The sequence below is a fragment of the Anaerobiospirillum succiniciproducens DSM 6400 genome (genome assembly GCF_000482845.1).
In the GTDB taxonomy this organism is placed as follows: domain Bacteria; phylum Pseudomonadota; class Gammaproteobacteria; order Enterobacterales; family Succinivibrionaceae; genus Anaerobiospirillum; species Anaerobiospirillum succiniciproducens.
Genome location: NZ_AXWV01000068.1, coordinates 1 through 23,211 on the forward strand (window position 1 = coordinate 1; position 23,211 = coordinate 23,211).

The window sequence follows — 23,211 nt, forward strand, 5'->3', positions numbered from 1 at the left end:
TCTGGGGCACCAGGTAGCTTGCCATCCTGTGGAGGTACAGGAACCTTAATGTCCTTGGTTACAGGGGCCTTGTCAGATGCAACTGGGGCCTTATCAGGGGCACCTGGGAGTTTGCCATCTTGGGTAACTGGGCCCTTGATATCCTTGGTAGTAGCATTGCTTGGTGCTAGCTGTGACTTAAACTCATCAGGAGTTGGCTTGGTAGCAGTATCTTTTGAGGCTGTGGTGGCTTGCTGCTCTTGTGCAACCTTAGACTGCAGCTGCTCAAGGGCTTGAGCCTGAGCTTTGAGCTGATTGATGACCTTGGTATCTTCAGCAATAGAGCTGTAGCTAATGTTTTTAAGGGCATCAGTAAGCTTAGCGTTGCTGCTTGCTACCTTGTCAGCCTGAGCTTGGGTAGGCTGCTGATTTTGAGTGCCTGGAGCCTTATCAGCCTGAGCTTGAGTAGGCTGCTGATTTTGAGCAGTTGGTGCCTTGATATCTTTGGTGGCCGGCTCATTAGCTTGGGTAGCAATCTTAGAGCCATCCTTGGTATTGCCCTCAGCAACTTGTTGCTGTGCAATTCGAGCTTGAGCACGGGCTAAGAGCTCACGAGCTTTGGCTGCTGTATCAGATAAAGTTGGGGCGCTACGCTCAGAGGTATACAGAGTCTTGGTATTAGAGCTATCGCCATTTAAAACGCGATCTGCAGCTGCAGAGGTGCTAGCACCGTTGGCACGTGGGTCAGATGAACTTTGAGTGGTGGCCTGTCCTTGAGATGGACGTACGTCGACTTTGATTTCGACCTTAGTCATCTGTGCTGGATCTGGAAGCTTACCCTCTTGAGCAATACGGTGACGCTCGGTTCTAAATTCTTGTTGCAGTTTGGATGCACGGGCTGACAGTTCGGACAGGGACAACTGACGAACATTGGTATTGTCGATAGCAGGACGTGCTTTGCCCTCTGAAAGTGGAGCTTCAGGAGCTGCTGTAGTTGTCTTGGTTAAAAAGCGTTCAACTGAGCTGCTATTAGATGGGGTAGAGGCAGCTTTATCAAAAGCTTTGGCCTCTTCTGGAGTGAGCTGAATTAAATTGCCTTGCTTAGCACTAGCAGCTGCTTGAGAGATTAAGCTGTGAATGCGCTTGGAGATCTCTGAGCTAATACGATCTTGAGGACTTTGCGAAGCAACATCCTTGGTGTTTTGCTGTGCAACATCCTTAGTATTTTGGGCATCGCGGCGCTGCTTGATGATGCTTTGAGTGTAAGTTGAGTTTGCAACTTCGGCATCATCTCTATCTTGTGAGCTATTGAGATTAACGTTGGCAGTGCTATTGGCAGTCGAGGCATTAGCGCCTTGGCCTGATTTTGCCTGAGCTGCCTCTTTGGCTAAAGCCTCTGGCTGATTGCTCTTAATGTATTCGATAGATGCTTGTAAAACCTTGTCACTAGCTGCTTGGACACGGCTGTTTGGAGCATGCTTAGGCACAGTGATTTGGCGTACTGCTAAATCACGCTCTAAGCCTGCACCCATGTTCTTGGTGTCAGTTAAAGTAACTAGGTTTTCCACCATGAACTTGGCTAAATCTTTACCAGATTGTGTGCCTTCCTTCAGGCTTGAAGGCATCTTGCTCATAGCTTGCTGCAGAGAATCTACAGCATCTTTGGAGCGTACAGTATTAGAGCCACTAGACAGGTTATGAGCAACTTTATCCTGTAAATTGGCATCACGGCTAATTATTTTGCCGGCAAGCTTGGTATAGACCGCCATCTTTTCAGCTTGCTCATCAACTGCAACTTCCTCATTGCTCGAAGCAGCATGAGACAAACTCTGATTGAGCTTGTTCATGGAGCGAGAGAGGGTATCCCCTACGTCATCTTGTTGTCTAGATAAGGAGTTTAAATAGCGTGTGGTAGCAGCACGGCTCATCTGTGTAGATGAGGTGTTAGCATCTTTTTCACGCGACTCTTTTACGGATTTGCCACTGATTCCTACGGATGCATTAGTGCGTTGTAGGCGGGTATCAACGTTGTTGCTCATTAAAAAACCTGAGACCTAAACCAATGTAAGGGCTTGCTGACACAAGCAAGTCAGCATCTGATGGTGTTAGCCGTGAATAAAGTGCAAGTTTTTGGCGGTCAACTGCACTATTCACCACGCCTTTAAAGACCAAGCTCGCTCTATTGAAGACAAAAGCGCACGGATAGGAGCTTTTTGTCTGACTTTAAGGCTATAAATCACAAGAGAAGCTGGCAAAGCATGGACATACACGCATCGCTTAAACATTTTAGCACGCAAAGACAATAGAAACCGCGCTAGATAGGCATTGGAGCTATGTCTTAGTCAAGATATTAGCGGTTTTCCCGACTAGGTCACATAGTTGAGTGTTTTGATAGGCCCTAACTGGGTTAAATCCTAGATACATAAGGGATTATGTGATGGTAGATAAACACTTTAGTGCACTAAAAAAGATAGGGTAGTTAACATTTCACGCAAAGTCAGTTGGGCGACTATGAGTAAGTGGGGAGCAAGGGCAGATAAATAAAATAGCAAAAGCTGCAGATGAGTACTGATGATTTGCTTTTAGCTAGATGGCAGTATTTTGATGGGAAAAAAAGAGAATACAAAAGAATACCGCCAGGTTAAGAGGCCCTGGCGGAGGAAGGATTTAAAGCTTGTTGCAATCAGAGAGGCTCTGACAGTGCTAGGTTAGGCACGCTTGGCCTATGAAAGACAAATGAGGATTAAGCCCAGATGCTGTCGCTTGGCTCGTTAGGGCTGATAGCGATTTCCATAGTTGGGCCGCAGTAAGCCTCAGGATTTACTACGTGCTCAGCAAAGTACTTACGGATAAGCTCATCGTTCATGATGATGCCTAAGTCCTCACCCTTGTTGGATACTTCGTACCATGGGGTACCTGGAGCGGTTAAGAACTCGGTGAGCTCTTCAGCTGCCATTGCGCCAAAGTTGTCTACAGTCTGATCGATAACGTAGAGGATAGCTGGCTGGCAGAGGTTCTGCTCTAATGGATTCTGTGGATCAGCAAAGTTGAGCTGATGGTGCATGTGGTCAAACAGTGCACGAGGGAAAATTGGGCCTGCTTCCCAAGTAATAGGACGCTCGTCGGTTAAACGCATGTCAAATAAAGCCATGACGCTGCCATAAGAGCAGTATAACAGGCGCTGTGCCTTGGCCTGATTAATTGGGTAGTTCTTCAGATAGCATCTCTTGATGATGTAAGTAAGAACACGTGAACTGCTGAAGAAAATCTCGCGCATATATCCTTCCTTGATACGCACTTGGCACAAGAACAAAGCACCTAGTGAGCTAGATGGCCACACTAAAACTATTGAGCTTACTTAGACTAAAGACACGCGTTGTAAAAAAGTTTGCGTGCCATGTTAATCAGATAAGCACCTACCATTTTAATGATATCGCGCTCTGATATCTATAGCCTAATCATGTATAACTTGCTTATTATCCGACCAAAAGGGCTTCTTGTCAGGCAAAAAAGTTAAAAATTGTTAGGTTCATCGCGGCCAATGACCGCAAATTAGCCTTTTTAGCGTACTAAAGTCTAATATCAGATCGTACTTTAGACGCGTAAAGATATCTTAATAGAATAGCACTAAGGCCCATGCAATGTTGAGTAGTATCGAGGTGAAAAAAGATTAAAGTTCACGATCTTCACCTTTTTGTACCATGATCGATAAGCCTTGAGAGCCATAGTTTTTAGCATAGTGCAAACAGCATTAGCTACAGCGCTGATGATCCATTGTGATCTTGTAAAGAAAGTTTAATGATCGCGATCGTCACTTTTTAACAAGTGATCGAGCAAGCCTAAAAGAAAGGATCATAAGATCGCTACGATCGCTAGTATAGGATCACACAAGACGCTGTATAAGCCTTTGAGGTGCAGTGTAGCTTGAGGATTAGCCATAGTCTCTGCATTTTGAAGGCAGGTGCTATGGAGAATTGATCAAGGTGTGGTCATGATGGCCACACCGAGATCGTTAAAGAAGATTTATGGACGGATCATGTCGTTAAACTGCTGTTGGACAGCATCTTGACGGACACGACGCAGCATGAAGCCTAAGGCAATAGTAGCAAGTACCATGACGATGAAAATGTAGATACCGCCCTTAGCGTATGGAGTGGTACCGGAGGTTGGAACGTATTGCATGTGCAGTACGCCCTCTTCATCAGATGGTAAGCGCTCTACAATAGCTCCGAGCTCATCGATATAGGCAGTGATACCTGAGTTTGTAACGCGGATCATTGGCTTTTGCATTTCCATAGAACGCATACGCGCAATAGCTAAATGCTCAATTGGGCCACGGGTATCGCCATACCAGGAGTCATTAGAGATCATGATGATGCCATTTGTCTCATCTGAATACATGGAGAGCATTAACTCAGGGAAGATAGACTCATAGCAAAGAGCAGGGATGAATTTAAGATCGAACTTCTCAATATGAATTTGCTCTTGATCAAGTGCACCTGGGCTAAAGGATGACATTGGGAAATTAAAGATCGAACCTAGCTGACGAGTGAGGTTTTCAAACGGTACTACCTCACCAAATGGCACTAAGTGGCGCTTGTCGTAAATCTGCGCATCAAATAGATTCTTGCTCTGACCAAAAACATACATGGAGTTATAGCTGAGCTTGTCAGGAGTAACACGTTGGATACCCATTAACAAGGCAGTTTCTTGTTCGTTGGCCAAAAAGTTAAGATCATCAAGCAGCGGCACAATCTGCTGTACATATACAGGCATAGCTGACTCAGGCCAGATTACTACATCATTCTTACCTAATTCTGGAGAGGTAAGGTTCATATACTTCTTGATGCTTGGGATAGTATGGTTAGGATCCCACTTGATGCTCTGCTCGATATTGCCCTGAATACCTGCAACCTTGATAGGCTCCATTGGGGTAACGTATTTGATACCCATAATGATGATGCTGACAAAGAAAATAAAGCCAGCCACTGGCAGATAGACATAGCGACGCTCAATAGCAAGAGCAATAGCGCCCGCACAGATAAAGAACAGAAGGCTAATGCCTCGTACACCCACTAATGGGGCAAAGGATGCAAAAGGACTATCAACGGTGGTATAGCCAACATACATCCATGGGAAACCAGTAAAGAGGACACCGATGATGTAATCAGCAAGAACTAAAGCTGCTGGCAGAAAGCCTAATAAAAACGCATTCTTAAAGAAGCGGCGATCAATGCCATCCTTAAGTGTAAGAATTGGATATAAGCGAGTAGAACCAGCCGAGATGCCGTGTTTTGGCATATCCTGCATCTTTGATGGAGATGCACTAGACTCAGCAGGTACTGGTCGAGATGAAAAAGCAGGAGGTGGTGCCTCTACAGCCTCCTCATCATCAAAATCATCAGCATCTGCAGTTTTAGCATCGCTCTTGGCACTAGCATCGTTAGAGGAACTTGCATTGGCAGAGTTGTCATTAGCCGCGCTAGCAGAGCTGTCATTAGCTGCAGTAGCAGCGCTATCCTTGCCTTGGCTATGGTCAGTCTCAAGCTCATCTTTCTTGATGCGACGCATGGACAGTCTAAAGGCTAGAGTACCAAGGCAGGCATGGAAGATAGCTAAATAGGCAGAGAAGAGAGTCTCAATTGAGTAAGAGGCAATTGGTGGTAGGCCGCCAAAGCCAGTCATAACATAGTTAAGCCACTCTAAGGTGAAAGTGTTCATGGCTGTAAAGTACAACAGCAATGAAAAGAACACGCGCTTAGAGGACTTAAAGGTTGAGACAAAGAAGAACTCAAAGGCCAGAGTAGCTAAAGTAACTACCCAATTATTGTATGGAGCAAAGCCTAAAGTTCCTAAGGCACCTAGCACTACTGAGACTAAGAATATGCCTGTTTTGGTATGGCATAACCTTGCCCAAGCATCTGTATCAGTGTATTTGTAGAGCTTTAGAGTGAGTTTGGTAAGCATTGGCTTTGTCCTAAGAAAAACTTTGGGTCTAGAGGCTCAAGAAATTAGCTAAGATTAAGACCACAAGAACCTATCCTCGAGTTTTTTAGCTGTACTATCAGCAATGAGGATATGTTGGGCGCTTATTTTAACAAATGCGGCTTAAACATCATCACGTTTTTCTTAGGCTTGCCAAATATATGCAGCTAAAAAGAACCTCATGGGCTTCACAGAAAATAAGCCTCTGTGGCCATATTGTTAAGTTTCACTTGTTTTAGAGCATGAGCTTATAGCCCCGCTTATGCTAAGCTTGCAAAAACAATAGAGGCCTACAATTGCATGGCAATGGTGCAAAAATCTAGTGTAATCTAGGCTCATCAAGCACACTTTAATCATATGGGTGCTTTTTATCAGACTCGATCTTTTAGGATATAGCTATGGCTTTTAGTGACTACAAAGACTTACTTCCTACCACTCGTGTAGTAAGCATGTCCGATCTAGGTAAGGTCTCATCACGTCCTAAAAGCACGCAAAATACCGTGCCTAACATGTCCATGAATCAGCGTATTGATGAGTACATGGCCACAAGTAAGCATCCTAAAGGCTCAAGCACATTCGCATCATCCACAACCTCTGAGCCATCGAAGCTAGCCGCAAATGTCCCAGTATCTACAAATGTCACAGTATCCACTACACCACCTGTATTAGCGAGTGCCACTGTATCATCTGCAGTAGCCTCAAGCACTACTAGTAAGGTTAAGTCGAGTGCTAGCAAGACAACGCACACAGCTAAGAGAGGTAGCTCCAATGCAGCTAGTACTAAGGCTACTACCTTAGCATCCCCAGTGACTCCTTGTGCATTAGCACCTGATGTTGCCGCACCCTCATCGCCACTTCCATACGCATCAGATAATTACGCTAGCCGTAGTTTTGCTATGGATAAAGATAGTTATCAAGGAGCCAAATCTCATGATGCCTACACTCAAGTATGGCAAGAGTATGATGCGGTCTTAGGCGCTTATGATGAGGCTCATTTAGAAAGAGTTGATACCACGGCCCCGCATGCTCAGAGCGTTGATACCTCGGTACCGCATACTCAGAGCGTTGATACCTCGGTACCGCATACTCAGAGCGTTGATGCCTCGGCTTCATATCCTAAGAGCATGGTTATGCCACCACAAGATGAGAAGGTTGCAACAGGTTCTGAGGATGGGGCTGCAAGTAATGATTTATCATCAAGTAGTGATTTGTCAGCAAGTAGTGAAGTTAATGCAAGCGGTGCGGGCGATGAGAGAGCGCCTTGGGATGATGCTACAGGACATGGTGATAGCGTCTGTGTTGCTACCGTGCAGCACGAGCAAGAGATAGATGATTCGGTTTTTGTAGCACAAGATAGTTTTGATGGCGTTGTAGTTAGTGAGGCAAGTGCTATAGGCACTCATGCTCCTAGTGCTAATGCAGCTAGTTCTCAAAGTCTATCTGACAATGCTCAAAATAGTGGTAGCGCATTGAGCTCTTCGTCTGCTCAAGATGGTGCTGCTAGTGAGGATGAAGAGCTAGATTTTGATGGCATATTGGAGGCTTATGAGGCCTTACAGTCTGAAAGCGATAATGATGAGCACTATGCCTCTTTAAAGGGTAAAGATCTCTCATCAGGAAAAGGCATGCCTTTACTTGAGACGCAAGGTGGCTATGGAAGAGCTTTGCGAGCTACAGACAGTACTGCAGGCTTTTCTGACGAGGTTGCGCCATGGGAGCAAGGTATACCTGAAGAGCTGCGCAAGTTTATAAAGAATAGAAATGAAGAAGATGATGACGGTCCTAAGTACACTGAGCTTGAAAACAAGCGTGCTCAAGAGGCTTTAATTGAGCATGAGCGTATCAGTGCTGAGGGACATAAGCGTCTGTCGGTATTAGAAAATACTGCTCAGTGGCATGTAGATCCAAAAGAGCGTAGAGAGTCTACTGGTATTAAGTACACGCGTAGCTCTTATATGAAGCCTCGTGGCGCTGAGGAAAAGGAATATTACTCAGGTGAGCGTCGAGACTTTGGTGCAGCACTACAAGAGATCTTAAGAGCGACTCGAGTGCACGTAAGTCGTATTGAAGATCGTAACTACCAAAAGCTGTGCTTTATGGAGACACAAGATGGCGATCGCTTTAAGTTATCTGTGTTTTATAACAAAAGAGATCTGGTCTCCTTTGTACAGACATCATCTGAGCTTGAGGATGCAAAAGAGGTTTTCTATTTGCTCAAGAACTTAGTGGGTAGTTCTATCCACAATATTCAGCTTAAGAGTGATGAGCAAGTTGAGGCTTATATTGAGCAAACTGAACGTGATTCTAATCGCCTCTTAAAGCGCAATAAAAACTTAACCTTAGTTGATGAGGATACTGCGCTTAAGGCAGTTAAAAACAATCAGCTAAGTGCTCAAGGTAGTGTTGAGGCAGGAATGGGTACCGTGGTTCCTTTTGCTAAGCGCCTTAATAATATCCTTACGCCACTTGGCTTTAAGGTTGGTGCAATTGAGGATAAGAACTACTTAAAGCAAGTGGAGCTTGTTAGCCCTCAAGGCAATCAGCTCAAACTCTCGGTGTATTACAAGGGCAATGACAAGATCTCGTCCTTCAAGTTCAACAAGATGCCACCTGAGGATATGGAGATCTTAAAGCTGTGCTTGCAGTCTTTTGAGGAGCAATTACTCAATACCCCATTAGACCTCTTCAAAGCAAAGTCTATGAAGCGTACCTTGCATAGCCGCAATTAGTGCTCCATGAACATGGGAGCAGTTAGTGCTCCAAATGCCATTTGTAATCACTGAACAAAGCGGCGAGTATTAAGAGCGGTGCATGGCTTTAGATCTTGATAAAGGCTCTTTGTCTTAAGTTGTGACGCGGTGATCTTAAAATTTAAAGTCTCAGCTAAGTTTTGAGGCATAAGATATTTACAGGCATTGCTACTTACATTTGCCATATACTATGAGCATATGCATCTTTTGAGGCATAACCTTTTGGAGCAATTAACAGTTTTTATGAATAATCGTAAGCTTAAGTACGCAGCCATAACCTTAGGCGTTACCACTGCTTTAGTTCTTAATGGATGCGCAGCATATACTCCGCAAGAAGAGGATATGATAGCCTCGGTTGTTACTGCTATGCCTAGTGAGGTAGTGGGATGTACCTTCGTTGGTGATGTTAACAATCACTATGGCGCAGTCAATTTAGAATCAGCACGTCGTCTGCTCAAGCTTAAGACGGCTCAGCTTGGTGGTAATCACTTAGTTGAGACCAATATGAGTGTCATGCCTGGCTTTTTCTTCTATGACGACGGCCCATTTTTACATGGTCCAAGCGGCATGGCTCCAACTGAGTTTTTCTTATCTGGCCGTGCCTACAGCTGCCCAACAGGCAAAGGTGTCTTAAGAGCACCTGAAACTATCAAACCTAAGCGCTCTGAATTACTTAAGGGGGATGTGGACTCTCTGCCTAAGACACCGGCCATCGATGAGAGCAAAGATGTGGTGCCAGCCCCTGAGCCTTATGATGATAGCCTCAATGTTGATGAGGCCAAACCAGCAGCACAAGGCTCTTTAGATTAATAGCATCTTAAGATAGCGCTCTTGTTCAAGCGTAAGCTATGCTATCTCCTTAAAGCTCAAAGGCATTTTAGTTAGGTAGCTGAGCAAAGCTGACTTCATATTAGTTAGGTAGCTGAGCAAAGCTGACTTTATAGATAATGGACACATAAAAGGCCAAAGAGGCATGAACAAATATTCATGCACAATTTGGCCTTTGCTTTTTGTCAGTCAGATTTAATTTGCGCTAATACTGATTAGTTGTACTTAATTAGCCCCAGATCTTCTTGGCAGTACGTACTACTAAGTCAACCTTAGCCCATTGCTCATCTTCGGTAAGGGAATTGCCCTCTTCAGTAGAGGCAAAACCGCATTGAGGTGAGAGGCATAAGTTATCAAGTGGGAAGTACTCAGCTGCTTTGGCAATACGCTGCTCTAAGAAAGCCTCATCTTCAAGCTCAGGGCGCTTAGAGGTAATGACACCTAAGACTACTTGCTTGTTCTTTGGAATGAGCTGTAATGCCTCAAAGGTACCAGAGCGCTCATCATCATACTCAAGGTAGAAAGCATCGACATTCTCATGAGCAAACACTACATTAGCCACGCGATCGTATGAGCCCTTTGAGAAGTAATGAGAGCGGTAATTACCACGGCAAATGTGAGTACAAATTCTGAGATCTTCAGGCTTGTCTTGTAGTGCAGCATTATTGGCTTTGAGGTAGAGTGATGCCAAATGATCTACATCTAGACCGCTGTTTTTTACGAGTTCTTCATCGCACAGTACTGGCCAAGTACAATCATCAATTTGCACTGAGCGACAGCCGGCTGCATAGAGATCTTTAATTACAGTGCGATAGGCTGCGCCAATGTCTTCGATTAGTGCCTCTTCACTTGCGTAGAAGTCGCGCCAATTAGTCTTAAGTTCAGTGTTGCGTACATTAAGGAAAGTAGCCAAAGTCTGAGCAGGGGCAGGAATGGTTTGTCTTGCAACTAAACCATCTGCTAAGGATTCAAATTGCTTAACAAACTTAAAGTGCTCGACAAAAGGGTGGTTTTCACCAGAGATTTTGCCGGTGATAACTGCAGTCTCGGCACGAGTATCAATACCCACAAAGCCGTAACCACGTTCTCTAGAGGCCTTCTCAACACCCGTCAATCCCCACATAAAATCCAGGTGCCACCAGCTGCGACGAAACTCACCATCGGTAATGACTTTAAGACCATGAGCAACTTGCTTTTTGACAAGGTCGCTAATGCACTCGTCCTCAACTTTCTTTAAACCAGCGTCGTCCAATAGACCACCGGCGTGAAGTTTGCGTGCATTATGCAGCACGTCAGGACGTAAGAATGAGCCAACTACATCAGCACGGAAAGGAGCGTTTGTTCTAACGGTAAAAGCCATAATAAAATCTCCAAAAGGTGTCGAGCACCTAATTTATGTGTGGGGAATGGAGTGACGGATTGCATGTTTACATTGCTAAAAGTGCTTGATGCTTAACTCAATCATTGAGCCCGTCATTTGTGAGAAACTTTACCAAAGAAAAATAGCAGCCCTTTATGCAGCACTAAAAGTAAGCCTTAAGATGCGCCCTTGCTTTATTGCTGGGCGCTACTTGTATATCTAGGAAACACTGTGCTATGTAAAAATTATTCTAATCATTCAAATCACCCAAAATTGAGTGAAAAGGCGCGTACATCAATCATGCACTACTCAGTAGTGGCAACGGCTTAAATAAGCCAACAATCTGCCTAGAAGTAACAATTTCGGCTCGAAAGATCGTATGGTACAAAAACAATGGGAAAATATTAGCCCTGAGCAAGAGGTGTGTTTAGATAACGCACCGAATAAGGGACTGATATTTTTGCAAAAGCTCGTTAAAGGGGCATGATTTACTCACTGTTAGCTCATGCCGAGCAAATGCTTTCACGAAAAATAAAGACAATGGGATGAGCGCTTAAGCCTCGTTAAGGCAATAGAGAGTGCATTTCAAATGCTGGCAAAAGGCTGGACACTCCCGGCTAGCTCATTAGAAGGTATGATTGCTAGCTTATTAAAATCCATGAATGCTAATAGCGATCAATAGTGCTAAATATCAAGTAACAATGCGCGCGAGCAGGGGGAAGTAGCTAAGATCTTTGCTGTGGGAGTAGTTTATATCTCGGCTAAGGTATGAGCATGCTACTTACACATGGTAAGTAGCATGGAGGCAAGAGGTGCTTGCCAAGAAGATGACTAGTTAATTATTCGTCTTCTTTGGCCGCTACAGTTACCTGCAGGGTGTTAATTTGATGGAGTTTGGTGTCGAGAACCTTGAAGGTAAACTCGTTGAGGCTTACTTGCTCATCCTTTTGTGGGATGTGGCCAAGGTAGTGCAGTGCTAGGCCTGCAACAGTATCGACATCGATGTCAGGGAAGGTAGTCTTAAAGTATTCTTCAAACTCTTCAACTGGAGTGCAGCCAGCTACGATGTAGGTATTATCACCACTCTTGGTGATGTTAGTACCCTCAACTTCAGTCTCGTACTCGTCGTTGATCTCACCGACGATGAGCTCAATGATGTCTTCAATAGTGATAAGACCGCATACACCGCCGTACTCGTCGACCACAATAGCCATGTGGAAGCGGTTTTTCTGAAAGTCCTTGAGCATGCGATTAACGTGCTTGCTCTCAGGAACAATCACTGGCTTTCTTAAGAGATTTGGAAAGTCGCTGATCTTCTTGTCGCACTGATCTGCCATAGGGAGCAGATCTTTTGCCATTAAGATGCCCTGAATATGATCCTTATCTTCAAAAGATACAGGATAACGGGAGTGGCCATACTTAATTACAATCTTGATAGCCTCACCAATAGTGCACTCACTATCAATGTCTCTGATCTGAGAGCGTGGGATCATTACATCAGCCACACGACGCTGTGTGATATCGAAGACTCCGCGAATCATATCCTCAGTTTCTTCGTTAATGATGTCATCCTGGCTAGCCTGCTCAATAACCTTAGCAAGCTCACTTTGGTTGGATGGGAGTCCGCGTTTTAAGACGGCACGCATGAGACGCTCACGTGTACGTGAGAGAAATGACATGTGTTGCGGAATTTCAGATTCAGATCCCATAAGAAAGTTTTCAAACTCCTGTACTCAAAAACATGATGTCATTATAGCCTAGAGTTACTTTAGATTGGCGCAAACTATGTTTTAGCGTGAAAGAGCCCGCAAAAACTTGCCAATTAAATTGCCACAAATGCCCAATTATCTGGATTTGCACAACTTTAGGCAGCACATGATCACCTTAAGCTATCTTAGCGCACTGAGTTTAGCTTCATGTGAAGTTAGGCAAAGTGCTTACAAATTTACACAAAAGCTATGCTCTTTAGTGATTAGCGGCGCATGCAAAGAGATAGCGTTCAATGAGCTAACGTGCAAAGAGATAGCGTTCAAGGAGATAGCATTCAATGAGCGAACGGCGATTAAGATGAGGTGCTTTATGAAGATGAGTTCTCTTTAGTCTTCATCTGCAGCATATGGATTGGCATAGCCAAGCTTTTCAAGCACTTTAATCTCTATGCCTTCCATCTCTTCGGCTTCTTCATCGGTAATATGGTCATAGCCAAGTAAGTGGAGGCAACCATGAATGATAAGATGGGCTGCATGCTCAGTTAAGCTCTTGTCTTGCTCTTGCGCTTCTTTAGTTAGCACTGCCATGGAGATGACAAGATCGCCAAGATAGGTGCCCATATTCTCATCGCCTTCTTCTTCGGCTGTAGCATTAAGCTCAGCTAAGACTTCCTCTGGCAGAGTAGCAAGCTCTTCAGGCTCTTCGTATGGAAAAGAGAGGATGTTAGTAGGCTTATCCATCTGACGGTATTCACGATTAAGAGTTTGGATCTCATCGTTAGTTACAAAGCGTGCAGAAAAAGCACAGTCTTTAGCAAAACCTACATAATCAAAAGCAGCGCGTGCCCACTTTTGCATGTCTTCAAGTGCAGGTATGAGCGCAGTGTCTTCAACGGCAATTTGTAAATCGATATTGATCTGTTGCATACATGATCCTTTGCCATATAAGCAAAAGGCTCCATTACAGAGCCTTAATGTATTAAGCATCAGCTCATACATATGCTGATGCCTCTAAATAGATGGTGATAGAGCGCAATTACTTTGGTAATTGCTTTAGCAATTAGATATCTTCTTTAGCTAAAGTGGACTTGGCAGCCTTGGATGGCTCATTATCTTCGTCCATGAGATCATCAATGGCTTTGTCAAAAGATAAACCAGTTGAGAATGCCTTTTGTGCCTTGCTATGTTCGCGCTCTAAAGAGTCCATATCTTCTTTTAAGGTACGCTCAAACTCATCGGTAGCCGCAAAGCTTACGCCATGAACGCTTGATGGGTCAGCTTGCTGATCGCCATTGCTATTAGTCTCACCTTCATCACCTGGGATTTGGTATTCAGCGTCGATGTGCTTTTCTAAGCGATCATCATAGCGGCGTTGTCCATAGCGACGCTCAAAGCGTGGTGGACGCTCTGACTTTTCGCGCTCTTCACGCTCATGTTCCTTTTTGTCCCAAGCATCGTAGGCATTAACAATGGCTGCAACCACTGGGTGACGAACCACGTCATCAGAGATGAAGTAGGTAAAGGAGATGGCATCAACCTTAGAGAGCACTTCCATAGCATGACGCAAACCAGAGCGTACATTCTTTGGTAAGTCGATCTGAGATGGATCGCCTGTGATAACTGCCTTGGAGTTAAAGCCAATACGAGTTAAGAACATCTTCATCTGCTCGATGGTGGTGTTCTGTGCCTCATCTAAAATGATAAAGCTGTCGTTGAGAGTACGACCACGCATATAGGCTAATGGAGCAATTTCAATTACCTGACGCTCAATGAGCTTTTCTACCTTTTCAAAGCCGAGCATTTCAAAGAGGGCGTCATACAGAGGACGTAAGTAAGGGTCAACCTTTTGGGATAAATCACCAGGGAGGAAGCCTAACTTTTCACCAGCCTCAACTGCAGGGCGGGTTAAGATAATACGACGTACTTCATTACGGGTCAGCGCATCCACCGCAGCAGCGACAGCAAGGAAGGTCTTACCAGTACCGGCTGGTCCAATACCAAAGCTCACATCGTGGCTAATGATTTGAGAAATGTAGCCAGCCTGATTTGGAGTACGGGCTTTAATCACACCGCGCTGAGTCTTTAATGATGAGGCTTTGTGATAGAGCTCGCCTACGCTACCACGCTCACCATCTTCTTTACCCTCGCCTTTACGCACGTGCTTTTTAATGGCGGTGCGGGCGTTTTCAGCGGCCTCAAGCTGAGTATCTTGATCGTAAAAATCCAGTGGATTTGGACTATCTTCTTGATCAGCCTCTAAGTGGGTATTCTCAACAATGGCTAAGTTAACCATGTCAGGAGTGATGAAATTAGGCTTGCGCTGTTTGCCGATAGGAGCAGTTTCGAGATAGAGCTGTTTGATAATACGCTCAGCTGCAATCGCTTTCTTGCCGTGGCCTTTGATGCAGAAGCCAGCGTCAAGATTTAAGATTTCAACACCTAAACGCTGAGAAATTTGCTGCAGGTTTTCATTACCTGGGCCAAGTAAATAGGCAATACGCTGACGATCAGCAGGCTCTACATTAAAGCGACGCTCGTCGCCATCTTTCTCGATGTTAGCTTTGGTCAATTTTTGCTCCTAGATAGCTAAACAAAGTACCGCATGATCTTAGCCCAAAAGGCCAAAAGAATCACTAAAATCTAGTTAAGTCTATTGCAAATAAACCAATATAGTCCGTCTTTGGCTACATCATCAACACGTGGTAAGTAATATTGCTGCTGTATAAAAACAACAAAGCCGAAAACCCTAAGGTCTTCGGCTTTGTATGATTTAGCTATCTAAAAGATGGCTATTAGGCGTTAACGATTTGGCCCTTGAGGGTGTGGCTCATAACCTTGATAACGTCGATATCAATCATCTTGCCCACTAAGTCACGGCTGCCCTCAAATACGGCAATACGGTTGTTAGAGGTACGTGCCTTGAGCTCGTTCTCGTTCTTACGAGAGATACCCTCAACTAAAACGCGCTGACGGGTGCCAAGCATCTGCTGAGAGTACATGGAGGCATACTCTTCAAGCTTAGCCTGGAGTACATAGAGATTTTGTCTCTTGTGATCAAGTGGAACTGGGTCTTCTAAGTCAGCTGCTGGGGTGCCTGGACGCTTGGAGTAGATAAAGCTAAAGGAGGAGTCAAATTTAATATCGTTCACTAAGCGCATGGTCTCAGCAAAATCTTCATCAGTCTCACCAGGGAAGCCTACGATGATATCGGTGGAGATGTAGATATTTGGACGGGCCTTACGTAATTTAGCTACTAACTCACGATAGGAGTCAGAAGTGTAATCACGCTTCATCAGCTTTAAGATGCGATCAGAACCTGACTGCACAGGAATGTGGATAGAATCAGCGATGATTGGCAGATCGGCAATGGCCTGCACGATATCATCGGTAAACTCCATTGGGTTAGAGGTAGTAAAGCGCAGACGCTCAACACCTGGAATGGAGGCTACTTCGTAAAGTAAGGATGAGAAACGACCCACCTTGCCTTCGGCATTTAAGCCACGGTAAGAGTTAACGTTCTGACCTAAAAGGTGGATTTCCTTAACGCCGTGCTCTAAGTGGATAGCAATCTCATCTAAGATGTCTTGCTCAGGACGTGAATCCTCGCCGCCACGGGTGTGAGGCACGATGCAGTAAGTGCAGTTGTTAGAGCAGCCTTCCATAATGGTTACAAAGGCGCTTGGACCACGCTGACCTTGCTCAGGCAGAGCATCAAACTTCTCTAAAGCCTCAGCCTTAACGTCAACGATATGATCGCCAGTTGCTCTAAATGCAGCCACCATAGCAGGCAGACGGTGAGCAGTACGAGGACCAAAGACGATAGATACGCCCTTGTTCATCTCAATAATTTGCTGACCAAGCTCAGAGCCTACGCAACCGCCTAAGGCAATTACGGTCTCATCGTTAGTAACGCCACGATGACGCCAGGTTGCGATCTGATTGAATACCTTGTCCTCAGCCTTTGCTCTAACAGCACAGGTCACGAGAATAATAACGTCAGCACCATCAGGCTCTGCCTTCTCCACATAACCAGAGGCTGTCATCAAATCACGGATACGATCTGCATCATATACGTTCATTTGACAACCCCATACTGCTACGTGGAAAGTACCCATTTGCAGTTTGGCGTTAGTGTTAATCCTGATACCAGTTATCTCGGACATTAGTGTGTACCTTTTGCTAGATCCTGTAGGTTGATGATGCAAAGCTTGTATAAAGCGGCATAAACAAGGGATGCAATCCCAAAACGCGACATTATAGCGCTATTATGGGAAAAACCCACACAATTATGTGCCTAATGCGCATCTTAATCAGTTTTACGCCTTCAAACTGCGTCAATTAGCTATCGCGTCAAGCAAGATGCAATCGTTTCTTATAGTTTAATTACGTCTTGTATCTATCAGTTAGCGCTGCAAACTTAGCTATGCTAAGGTTCAGCTAATTTGTTTGGCTTAATATAGCACCCGTATTTGTATAGCTTTGATAAGAGGGGCAGCTTATCTTATTAGTATCGTACGCTCTAAGAGTACGGCTTGTTACTCTCGTGCATAGCATGGTAGTTTTAGGCTCTAAAGCGTAATGGATGATGCGCTTAATTAGCATTTGATAGGCACTTAGATTAGAATCTAGCCCCCTAAAAGCTCAGATCTTGCATATAAGATGTTTTATATACTTATGTCTAACTTTGAGCTAAGAAAATTCAAATACAATAAAAGATAATGGGCTGTAGCTACTTTAGCTGCAGTGGAGTGATTGGCAAAGATCAAACTTAGGAACTGTCCAACTAAGATTTAAGCCAAGCTGTAAGACCGCCTAGGATGGGATTCGATTATGGCCTTGTTCAATGGTGTAATCAAAATGCATAGACGTTCAGTGCTATTGACAGCAATCTCTTTAGTATTTGCTGCCTCACTTGCTATGCCTTTTTCTCAAGCACAAGCTAAAGATAAGTACCATGAAGCTTTGCGCATGCCTACTGGTTTTGATCTTTACTTAACCTCAGTGCATCAGGTGCAAACTGGTGCTTCTGATGAGGCTGAAGTGCTAATTAAAGGTCGTCTTACAGGCTATCTGTACGATAACAACTACGAGTTCACCGACTTAATTGGACAGTCAATTGAGGTTGAACTTGATGATGACGTCGATTGGTCATATGTGCACAAAGATCAGCTCATCGAAATCTACGGTGAAGTTGACCGCAACATGTTCAAAGTGAAGATCGATGCCAAGCACTATCGTATCCTCGAAGAAGTTAACAATGCTGCCATGCAAAACGCTAGCAATGCCACTTTAAATGTTGCTAGCCAAAATGTAGCTACCGTTGCCGCCGCCGATGCAAATGCCCCATCATCAGGTGCAGTCGCAGCAACCACAGCCGCTCAAGCAGCAAGCACAGCCGCAACAGCAGCAACCGCAACTCCTGCTGCAACAGCTGCAGCTAGTGCAGCTATAGCACCGACTGAGGCAACAACGAGCGTTATTGCAAGCGATACTGCCGGATCTCCTGCAGTGCTGCAGTCAGCTGTTGCAGTTGAAACTGTTACTAATAGTGAAACGGTAGCTGCTAAGAGCGAGCAAAATAATGCTCAGGGCGCAACACAAAACGCCAAATAGCTACATAAGCAAAATTAATGAATAGCCACTGAGGCTATTAACAGCGATATGAGAGAGGACGGTAAAACCGTCCTTTTTTACTTTTTATGCATGTGAAAGCAGGGCTAATTTAGATCTAGATCAACAAGTGACGAGCTAGGCTTTGCTTTTGCAATACATTTAGCACTTACTGATAGCAACAAGCTTGCACGACAAGCTTTGAGTGCGTTAACAAGTAAGAAAGATTTTGTGTCTAAGCAAGATTGGATTGGCATTTTCTCTACCTAAGTAGGAGGTTAAATTGCTAAGTAAGTCTACCTTAAGTATTTGCATCGGCGCGTGCTTAGTCACTGCCTTGCCGACACTTGCTACAGTGCATGCAAGTACTGCTAATAACGTGTCTATTTACGCAGGCGATGATCCTGTTATAGATCCGATTACCAAAGAGCTCTTAGAGGGTGATGCCGCACGAGAAGCCATCGCTCAGGCTCAAGTTCAGCAATCTAGCAATATAACTATCACCAACAAGTCGCAAGGTGCTGTAGCGCCTGCTAAAGCTGATTGGACAGACTTGCCTGCTGATGCTCCTATTTTGCCGCTTGGTGATGAGGTCGTTTTAGAGCCTGCTAAGAACATCTCGATTGGGGAGCAAAATAGTGCTGTGATTGACTCAGCTAGCGCTATGGTGGCTGCTAAAGAGGCCAATACCCCAGTTGAGAAAGCAAGACGCTCCATTGCTGTAGCTCAGGCTCAAGAAGAGGCTCAAAAGAAAGCTCAAGAAGCTGCCAAAGCTCAACAAGAGGCTAACGAGGCACAAGCTAAAGCTAATGCTGCTTTAGCTGAGCAAGCTCGTGCTCGTGCAGCTGAGATTGCCATGCAAAACTCCACGGCTGCAAGCCAATGGCAGAGCCAGACTAAAGCTGATGCTAAGAGCACTGCAGATGCAAAAGATAAGATCTCTGCAGATGCAAAAGCTAAGAGCGCCAAGAGCGAAGATAAAGCTGTAGTTGCAGCTACATCTGAGCAAAAGACAGCTGATGAGAGTGCCAAGAAAAGAGCAAAAGATCGTGCTGATGCTGAGAATGTCTCTAAGGCTATTGCAGCAGTTAAGGAGCATTACAACGCCCCGTACGATGACAAGGCTGACAAGCGCTTAAAAGATAGATCAAAAGACAGGGTCAAAAGCTACGGTACTAATAAGACTGCCTCTGAGTATCAGTATGTAGCTAAACCAATGCTGCCTGAAAAGCCAGCTTATAAGCAAGCTAAGGTAGGCACTGCATGGGATCCTGAGAAAAATCGTGTCACCTCATATCCATCGAGCATCGTTACTGCCGCAACCAATGCAGCTGCAGCTACAGCCTCAGTAAATGCCGCCGTGATCGCCTCAGCTCAAAGCGTTCCAGATCATGGGCCATTTAAAGGTACGGTTACCACCCTAAAACAGTCACAAGCTGCAACTCAAAACCAAGCTGTCACAGCCGAGCAACAGGCACAAGCTCAACAACAAGCTCTAGCAGCTCAAGCTCCTGCGCCTCAAGGCAAGGCTCATGGTGGTAGCAATTTAGTTGCTGTAGGCTCATCTATTGAGGTGCCAGGCACTCAAGATACAAGCTCAGCTCCAGTACGTGAGCAGTTAGTAAAGGTATTTGGTACCAATACCCCTTCCATGGTTGGTACAGTTGAGGAAGTGGCAGCTTATCGTAAAGAGTTAGCCAACAACCAAAACGTCAACTACACCAATCCACCAAGTGTTTATACATATACAGATCAGTACGGTAATGTAGTGACCGTCGAAAATCCAAATCAGTATGATGTGAACTACGATGTTTACTTATACGACTACATTGGTAGCCATGGTCAATTACCTCCAGGTTGGGAAGGTGGTTATCCACCACCTGGTTGGCAGCCTCCACCAGGTTGGGTGCCTCCAACAGGAGCTAATCCACCTCCAGGCTGGCCTCCTAATCACCCAGGCTGGAGACCACCTCCAGGATGGCAACCTCCAGCAGGCTGGCCGCCACATTACCCTGGCAGACCACCTTCATCTTCAGGCCCAAGCTATGCGCCACCACCTGGTATGCATGAGCCTCAGCATCCGATAATGCCAGGCACTCCAGGTTGGCCAGCTGATCCTGGTGTTCATTACGTACAACCACGTAAGTAGCAATGATTATTACTTAACAAACCAAACAGGGCAGCGTCTTATGACACTGCCCTTTTTTACGCCCAGAAAAATCACCACAGAGCAGCACGATCGCGTCCCAGAAGAAAAATATGCTCTTTTGCGCTGTTGAGGTTACGTTTTTTTAAGATCGTAACAGAGCATGATCTCAGATATAAAAAGACTGGACACTCCCTGCATGGGCCTAATGATTTTGTCTGCATGGCCGTAATTATTTTGGTTTGAATGGCCAGAATGGTGTTGGGACTGAGTAACCTGAATGCTTTTAGCGTTGAATGGGCGTAATGATTTGGCCATGACATTATGCAGGCATGGCAATGATGATGTTTGCAAGGGAGCGTAAGGAGAGGAGCTTGGCAAGGACGTGGCTACAACGAGAATGGTAGTCGTTTTTTGAGGAGTGAGTGGCTACTTCTTATCGACGCCTGGAGTTGGGAACTTTTTGTAGAAAGGCTCGTAATAGTAAGGATCGTACTCAGTTGGGTTAGTGCAGTTGTAGCAAGGTTTAGAAGATTTTTGCCAATGATTTTGGGGGTCACGGATAGAAGAAACACGTACTACCTTATCAGCAGGTGTTTCTATGGTGGCGCTAGTCGAGTCTGCACCTGCTAAAGTAGCAACCTCAACTAAGGATAATGGCTCTGCTACAGAATCTTGCGCGGAGGCTACTTTAGCAGCCTCATGATCGGAGGCTACATTAGCAGAATCTTGGGCTGAGGCTACATTAGCAGCCTCGTGAGCGGCGGATTTATCATCCGAGTCAGTTTGTTGTGGTGACTCATTATTATCTTGTGCAGGGGATGCTACATTGTCTTTGCCATCAGTTGACTGTGTATCGCCTTGAGCATCATTTTGCTCAGCTTGCTGATCTTGAGACTCAGTGAGTGGTGCTATTTGCTTGTACAGCACAATGCGGCTTGGGGCTGCACCTTGAATGTTAATGAGTTGAACTTTGTCCTCATCAAACACTAAGTCAGTTTTCTGCAGCGCATTTAGGTAATCATCTTCATCCTGAGCTCCCCATGACTTACCTCTATAGTCAGGGATCATGTAGACAATGCGATTGTCTGCGTGTGATGAGGATGTTGCACTTGCCTTAGCATTACTCTCATCACTAGATGATGAGCAAGCACTGAGTAATAAAGCTAATGCGCTTGAAATTACGCACACAGATGTTTGTGGCTTTGAAATTAATGAGCGGGAATATTTAGCTAAGAACATGGTTCAATCCATTAATCCTTCAACTAAGGACGTTTAGTTCTACCTAGTTAATTCGGCAAAGAGTACCACATCTATCATAAGCTAAATTGCTCTTAAGTGTACGAAAGATTAGGTTGCATTGTTTGACAGCATAGTTTGAGCTCGATGAGAGCTCGTATCGTCACTCTCTTTGCTTATTTGTAGATCATAATGGCTTATAGATAGTACTAACTTAGGTAAATGAGATGCGTGCAAGAAAAGATTTGTACAAGTTTCTATATAATCTACGTGTGACTTATAAATAGCATAGGCGTCAAGCTCTAGGCTATCTTCGATAGAGCACAGGCGATAAATATAAGCTTCTTGGCTTTATCGTAAACAATAAAAACGGCCATGTACATTAATGGGCATGGATATAGGACTCATTTTTCGAAATACTGGTATAGCTCAGAGAGGTTTGTATGAGAAAACTGATTTTAGGTGCTGTGATTAGCGCAGTCTGCTCATTATCTGCCACAAGCTGGGCAGCTCCAAATATAAGCTCTGAAGCGCTTGAGCAAGTTGAAAATTTTCCAACCCAATTTTCTGATCAAAAGGCCTGCATTGCCGGCGTGCACTATATGCGTAGTGCATTTAGCAATGTCTTTATGCTATCTCAACAGGGCTATAAGACCATGGGCGTAGAGGGTAATGAACGCCGCTACTTGCAAGAGCTACTTTTAGACGAGATGCCTGCTATCTTCATGAAATACGGCGTTTCAAATCGCAAATTGGGCATCGATACGCTCTCTTATAAAACCTACATGCTCACAGTTTTGAATATGCAATATAACCCTCAGTACAGCGCTAAAGGCTACGAAGTGTTCTTTGCTGAGCAGATGCAAAAGTGCTACACCCACTTTAACGAGTTTACCGAGGATGACGGCTGGGAATTCGACATCATCGATTCTATGGGCCTACCTCAAGATATGGGCTGGGACTCGTTTGAAACTATCAGCGACTACTCAAGTGAGCAAGGCAAGCCTTTCAAGCTTGATTTTGAGGGCAATCGCATCAACTAAAAGCTACCACAGGTTAAAGTACCTCATGTATCGAACATGAAGTTCCATGCACAAGGCTCAACTACAAGCTAGTTTGAGCCTTTTTACTTTTAAGCTCATGGCTACATTAAAGTCACTGCTTGGAAAGCAATTATCTTGTACGCTTGAGGTCTTATTAAGCACCACAAAAGAACAATCTATTCACACTAGACTAAAGTAAGGTGATGGCCTAAGAGCTATGATTGTTTAGCTTAAGTTTAAGTGTCTGCTGTCTAATACTCACATTCAAAGCTGTCTGTATTTTGGCTTATACAAGCCTTTGATATAGGGAGTGATGGTTGCAAGATGATAGAAATGTAAAATTCTGTTTAAAAGCTATTGACAGGCATAAACTATCAGATATAATGAGCGCCGTTGTCTTTGACGACAAACTCAAGTGTTTAGGGGTATAGCCAAGTGGTAAGGCAACGGGTTTTGATCCCGTCACGCCCTGGTTCGAGCCCAGGTACCCCTGCCACTAATTGAGTTTTTTTATCGTAGGGGTATAGCCAAGCGGTAAGGCAGCGGATTCTGATTCCGCCAT

The 23,211-nt window shown here is 44.7% G+C and carries 13 protein-coding genes, 1 tRNA gene and 1 pseudogene; 6 read left to right on the forward strand and 9 right to left on the reverse strand.

From position 1 onward, the window contains the following. The 3 genes from H524_RS15165 to lnt all read right to left on the reverse strand — a co-directional run. Positions 1-2,018: prolipoprotein diacylglyceryl transferase (locus tag H524_RS15165; protein WP_044121922.1), on the reverse strand; the 2,018-nt coding region annotated here is incomplete at its 3' end. A 704-nt stretch (positions 2,019-2,722) separates the two neighbouring features. Continuing rightward, positions 2,723-3,256, reverse strand: a complete 534-nt coding sequence (locus tag H524_RS0109200) for a Panacea domain-containing protein (protein WP_027940012.1) — start codon at positions 3,254-3,256, stop codon at positions 2,723-2,725. 746 nt (positions 3,257-4,002) lie between these two features. Next, on the reverse strand, positions 4,003-5,946 hold the full coding sequence (lnt, locus tag H524_RS16645; protein ID WP_027940013.1) for an apolipoprotein N-acyltransferase: 1,944 nt from the start codon (positions 5,944-5,946) through the stop codon (positions 4,003-4,005). A 416-nt stretch (positions 5,947-6,362) separates the two neighbouring features. On the opposite strand from lnt, the gene H524_RS0109210 reads away from it, so the two are divergent. Both H524_RS0109210 and H524_RS0109220 read left to right on the forward strand, forming a co-directional pair. Continuing rightward, a complete protein-coding gene (locus H524_RS0109210) occupies positions 6,363-8,693 on the forward strand; it encodes a hypothetical protein (protein ID WP_027940014.1) in 2,331 nt (776 codons plus the stop codon). Positions 8,694-8,957: 264 nt separating this feature from the next. Further along, the gene (locus H524_RS0109220; RefSeq protein ID WP_027940015.1) at positions 8,958-9,524 is read left to right on the forward strand and encodes a hypothetical protein; all 567 of its coding nucleotides are present in this window, start codon (positions 8,958-8,960) and stop codon (positions 9,522-9,524) included. Positions 9,525-9,771: 247 nt separating this feature from the next. Here the strand turns inward: H524_RS0109220 and H524_RS0109225 are convergent, their stop codons facing one another. The 5 genes and pseudogenes from H524_RS0109225 to miaB form a co-directional block, all read right to left on the reverse strand. After that, entirely contained in the window at positions 9,772-10,902 is a 1,131-nt protein-coding gene (locus tag H524_RS0109225) for a 5-methyltetrahydropteroyltriglutamate--homocysteine S-methyltransferase (protein ID WP_044121924.1), read from the reverse strand. 839 nt (positions 10,903-11,741) lie between these two features. After that, the gene (locus tag H524_RS0109235; protein ID WP_052339019.1) at positions 11,742-12,611 is read right to left on the reverse strand and encodes a CorC family transporter; all 870 of its coding nucleotides are present in this window, start codon (positions 12,609-12,611) and stop codon (positions 11,742-11,744) included. Positions 12,612-12,998: 387 nt separating this feature from the next. After that, positions 12,999-13,538, reverse strand: a complete 540-nt coding sequence (ybeY, locus tag H524_RS0109250; RefSeq protein ID WP_027940019.1) for an rRNA maturation RNase YbeY — start codon at positions 13,536-13,538, stop codon at positions 12,999-13,001. A 475-nt stretch (positions 13,539-14,013) separates the two neighbouring features. Further along, positions 14,014-14,721: pseudogene (locus tag H524_RS15175) on the reverse strand (PhoH family protein); the annotation flags it as partial. Positions 14,722-15,403: 682 nt separating this feature from the next. After that, positions 15,404-16,774, reverse strand: a complete 1,371-nt coding sequence (gene miaB / locus H524_RS0109260; RefSeq protein WP_245580458.1) for a tRNA (N6-isopentenyl adenosine(37)-C2)-methylthiotransferase MiaB — start codon at positions 16,772-16,774, stop codon at positions 15,404-15,406. Positions 16,775-17,441: 667 nt separating this feature from the next. Between miaB and H524_RS16650 the strand changes: the two genes are divergently transcribed. Together H524_RS16650 and H524_RS0109275 are read left to right on the forward strand one after the other, a co-directional pair. After that, entirely contained in the window at positions 17,442-18,224 is a 783-nt protein-coding gene (locus tag H524_RS16650; RefSeq protein ID WP_027940021.1) for a NirD/YgiW/YdeI family stress tolerance protein, read from the forward strand. A gap of 280 nt (positions 18,225-18,504) precedes the next feature. Next, positions 18,505-20,370 carry a hypothetical protein gene (locus H524_RS0109275; RefSeq protein ID WP_027940022.1) on the forward strand — a complete coding sequence of 622 codons (1,866 nt, stop codon included), beginning with the start codon at positions 18,505-18,507 and terminating at the stop codon, positions 20,368-20,370. 426 nt (positions 20,371-20,796) lie between these two features. Here H524_RS0109275 and H524_RS0109280 read toward each other — a convergent pair whose 3' ends face one another. Continuing rightward, the gene (locus tag H524_RS0109280) at positions 20,797-21,609 is read right to left on the reverse strand and encodes a hypothetical protein (protein ID WP_027940023.1); all 813 of its coding nucleotides are present in this window, start codon (positions 21,607-21,609) and stop codon (positions 20,797-20,799) included. A gap of 440 nt (positions 21,610-22,049) precedes the next feature. On the opposite strand from H524_RS0109280, the gene H524_RS0109285 reads away from it, so the two are divergent. Beyond that, the gene (locus H524_RS0109285; protein WP_027940024.1) at positions 22,050-22,649 is read left to right on the forward strand and encodes a hypothetical protein; all 600 of its coding nucleotides are present in this window, start codon (positions 22,050-22,052) and stop codon (positions 22,647-22,649) included. Positions 22,650-23,070: 421 nt separating this feature from the next. Further along, positions 23,071-23,145, forward strand: a tRNA-Gln gene (locus tag H524_RS0109290). Positions 23,146-23,211: the final 66 nt, after the last annotated feature.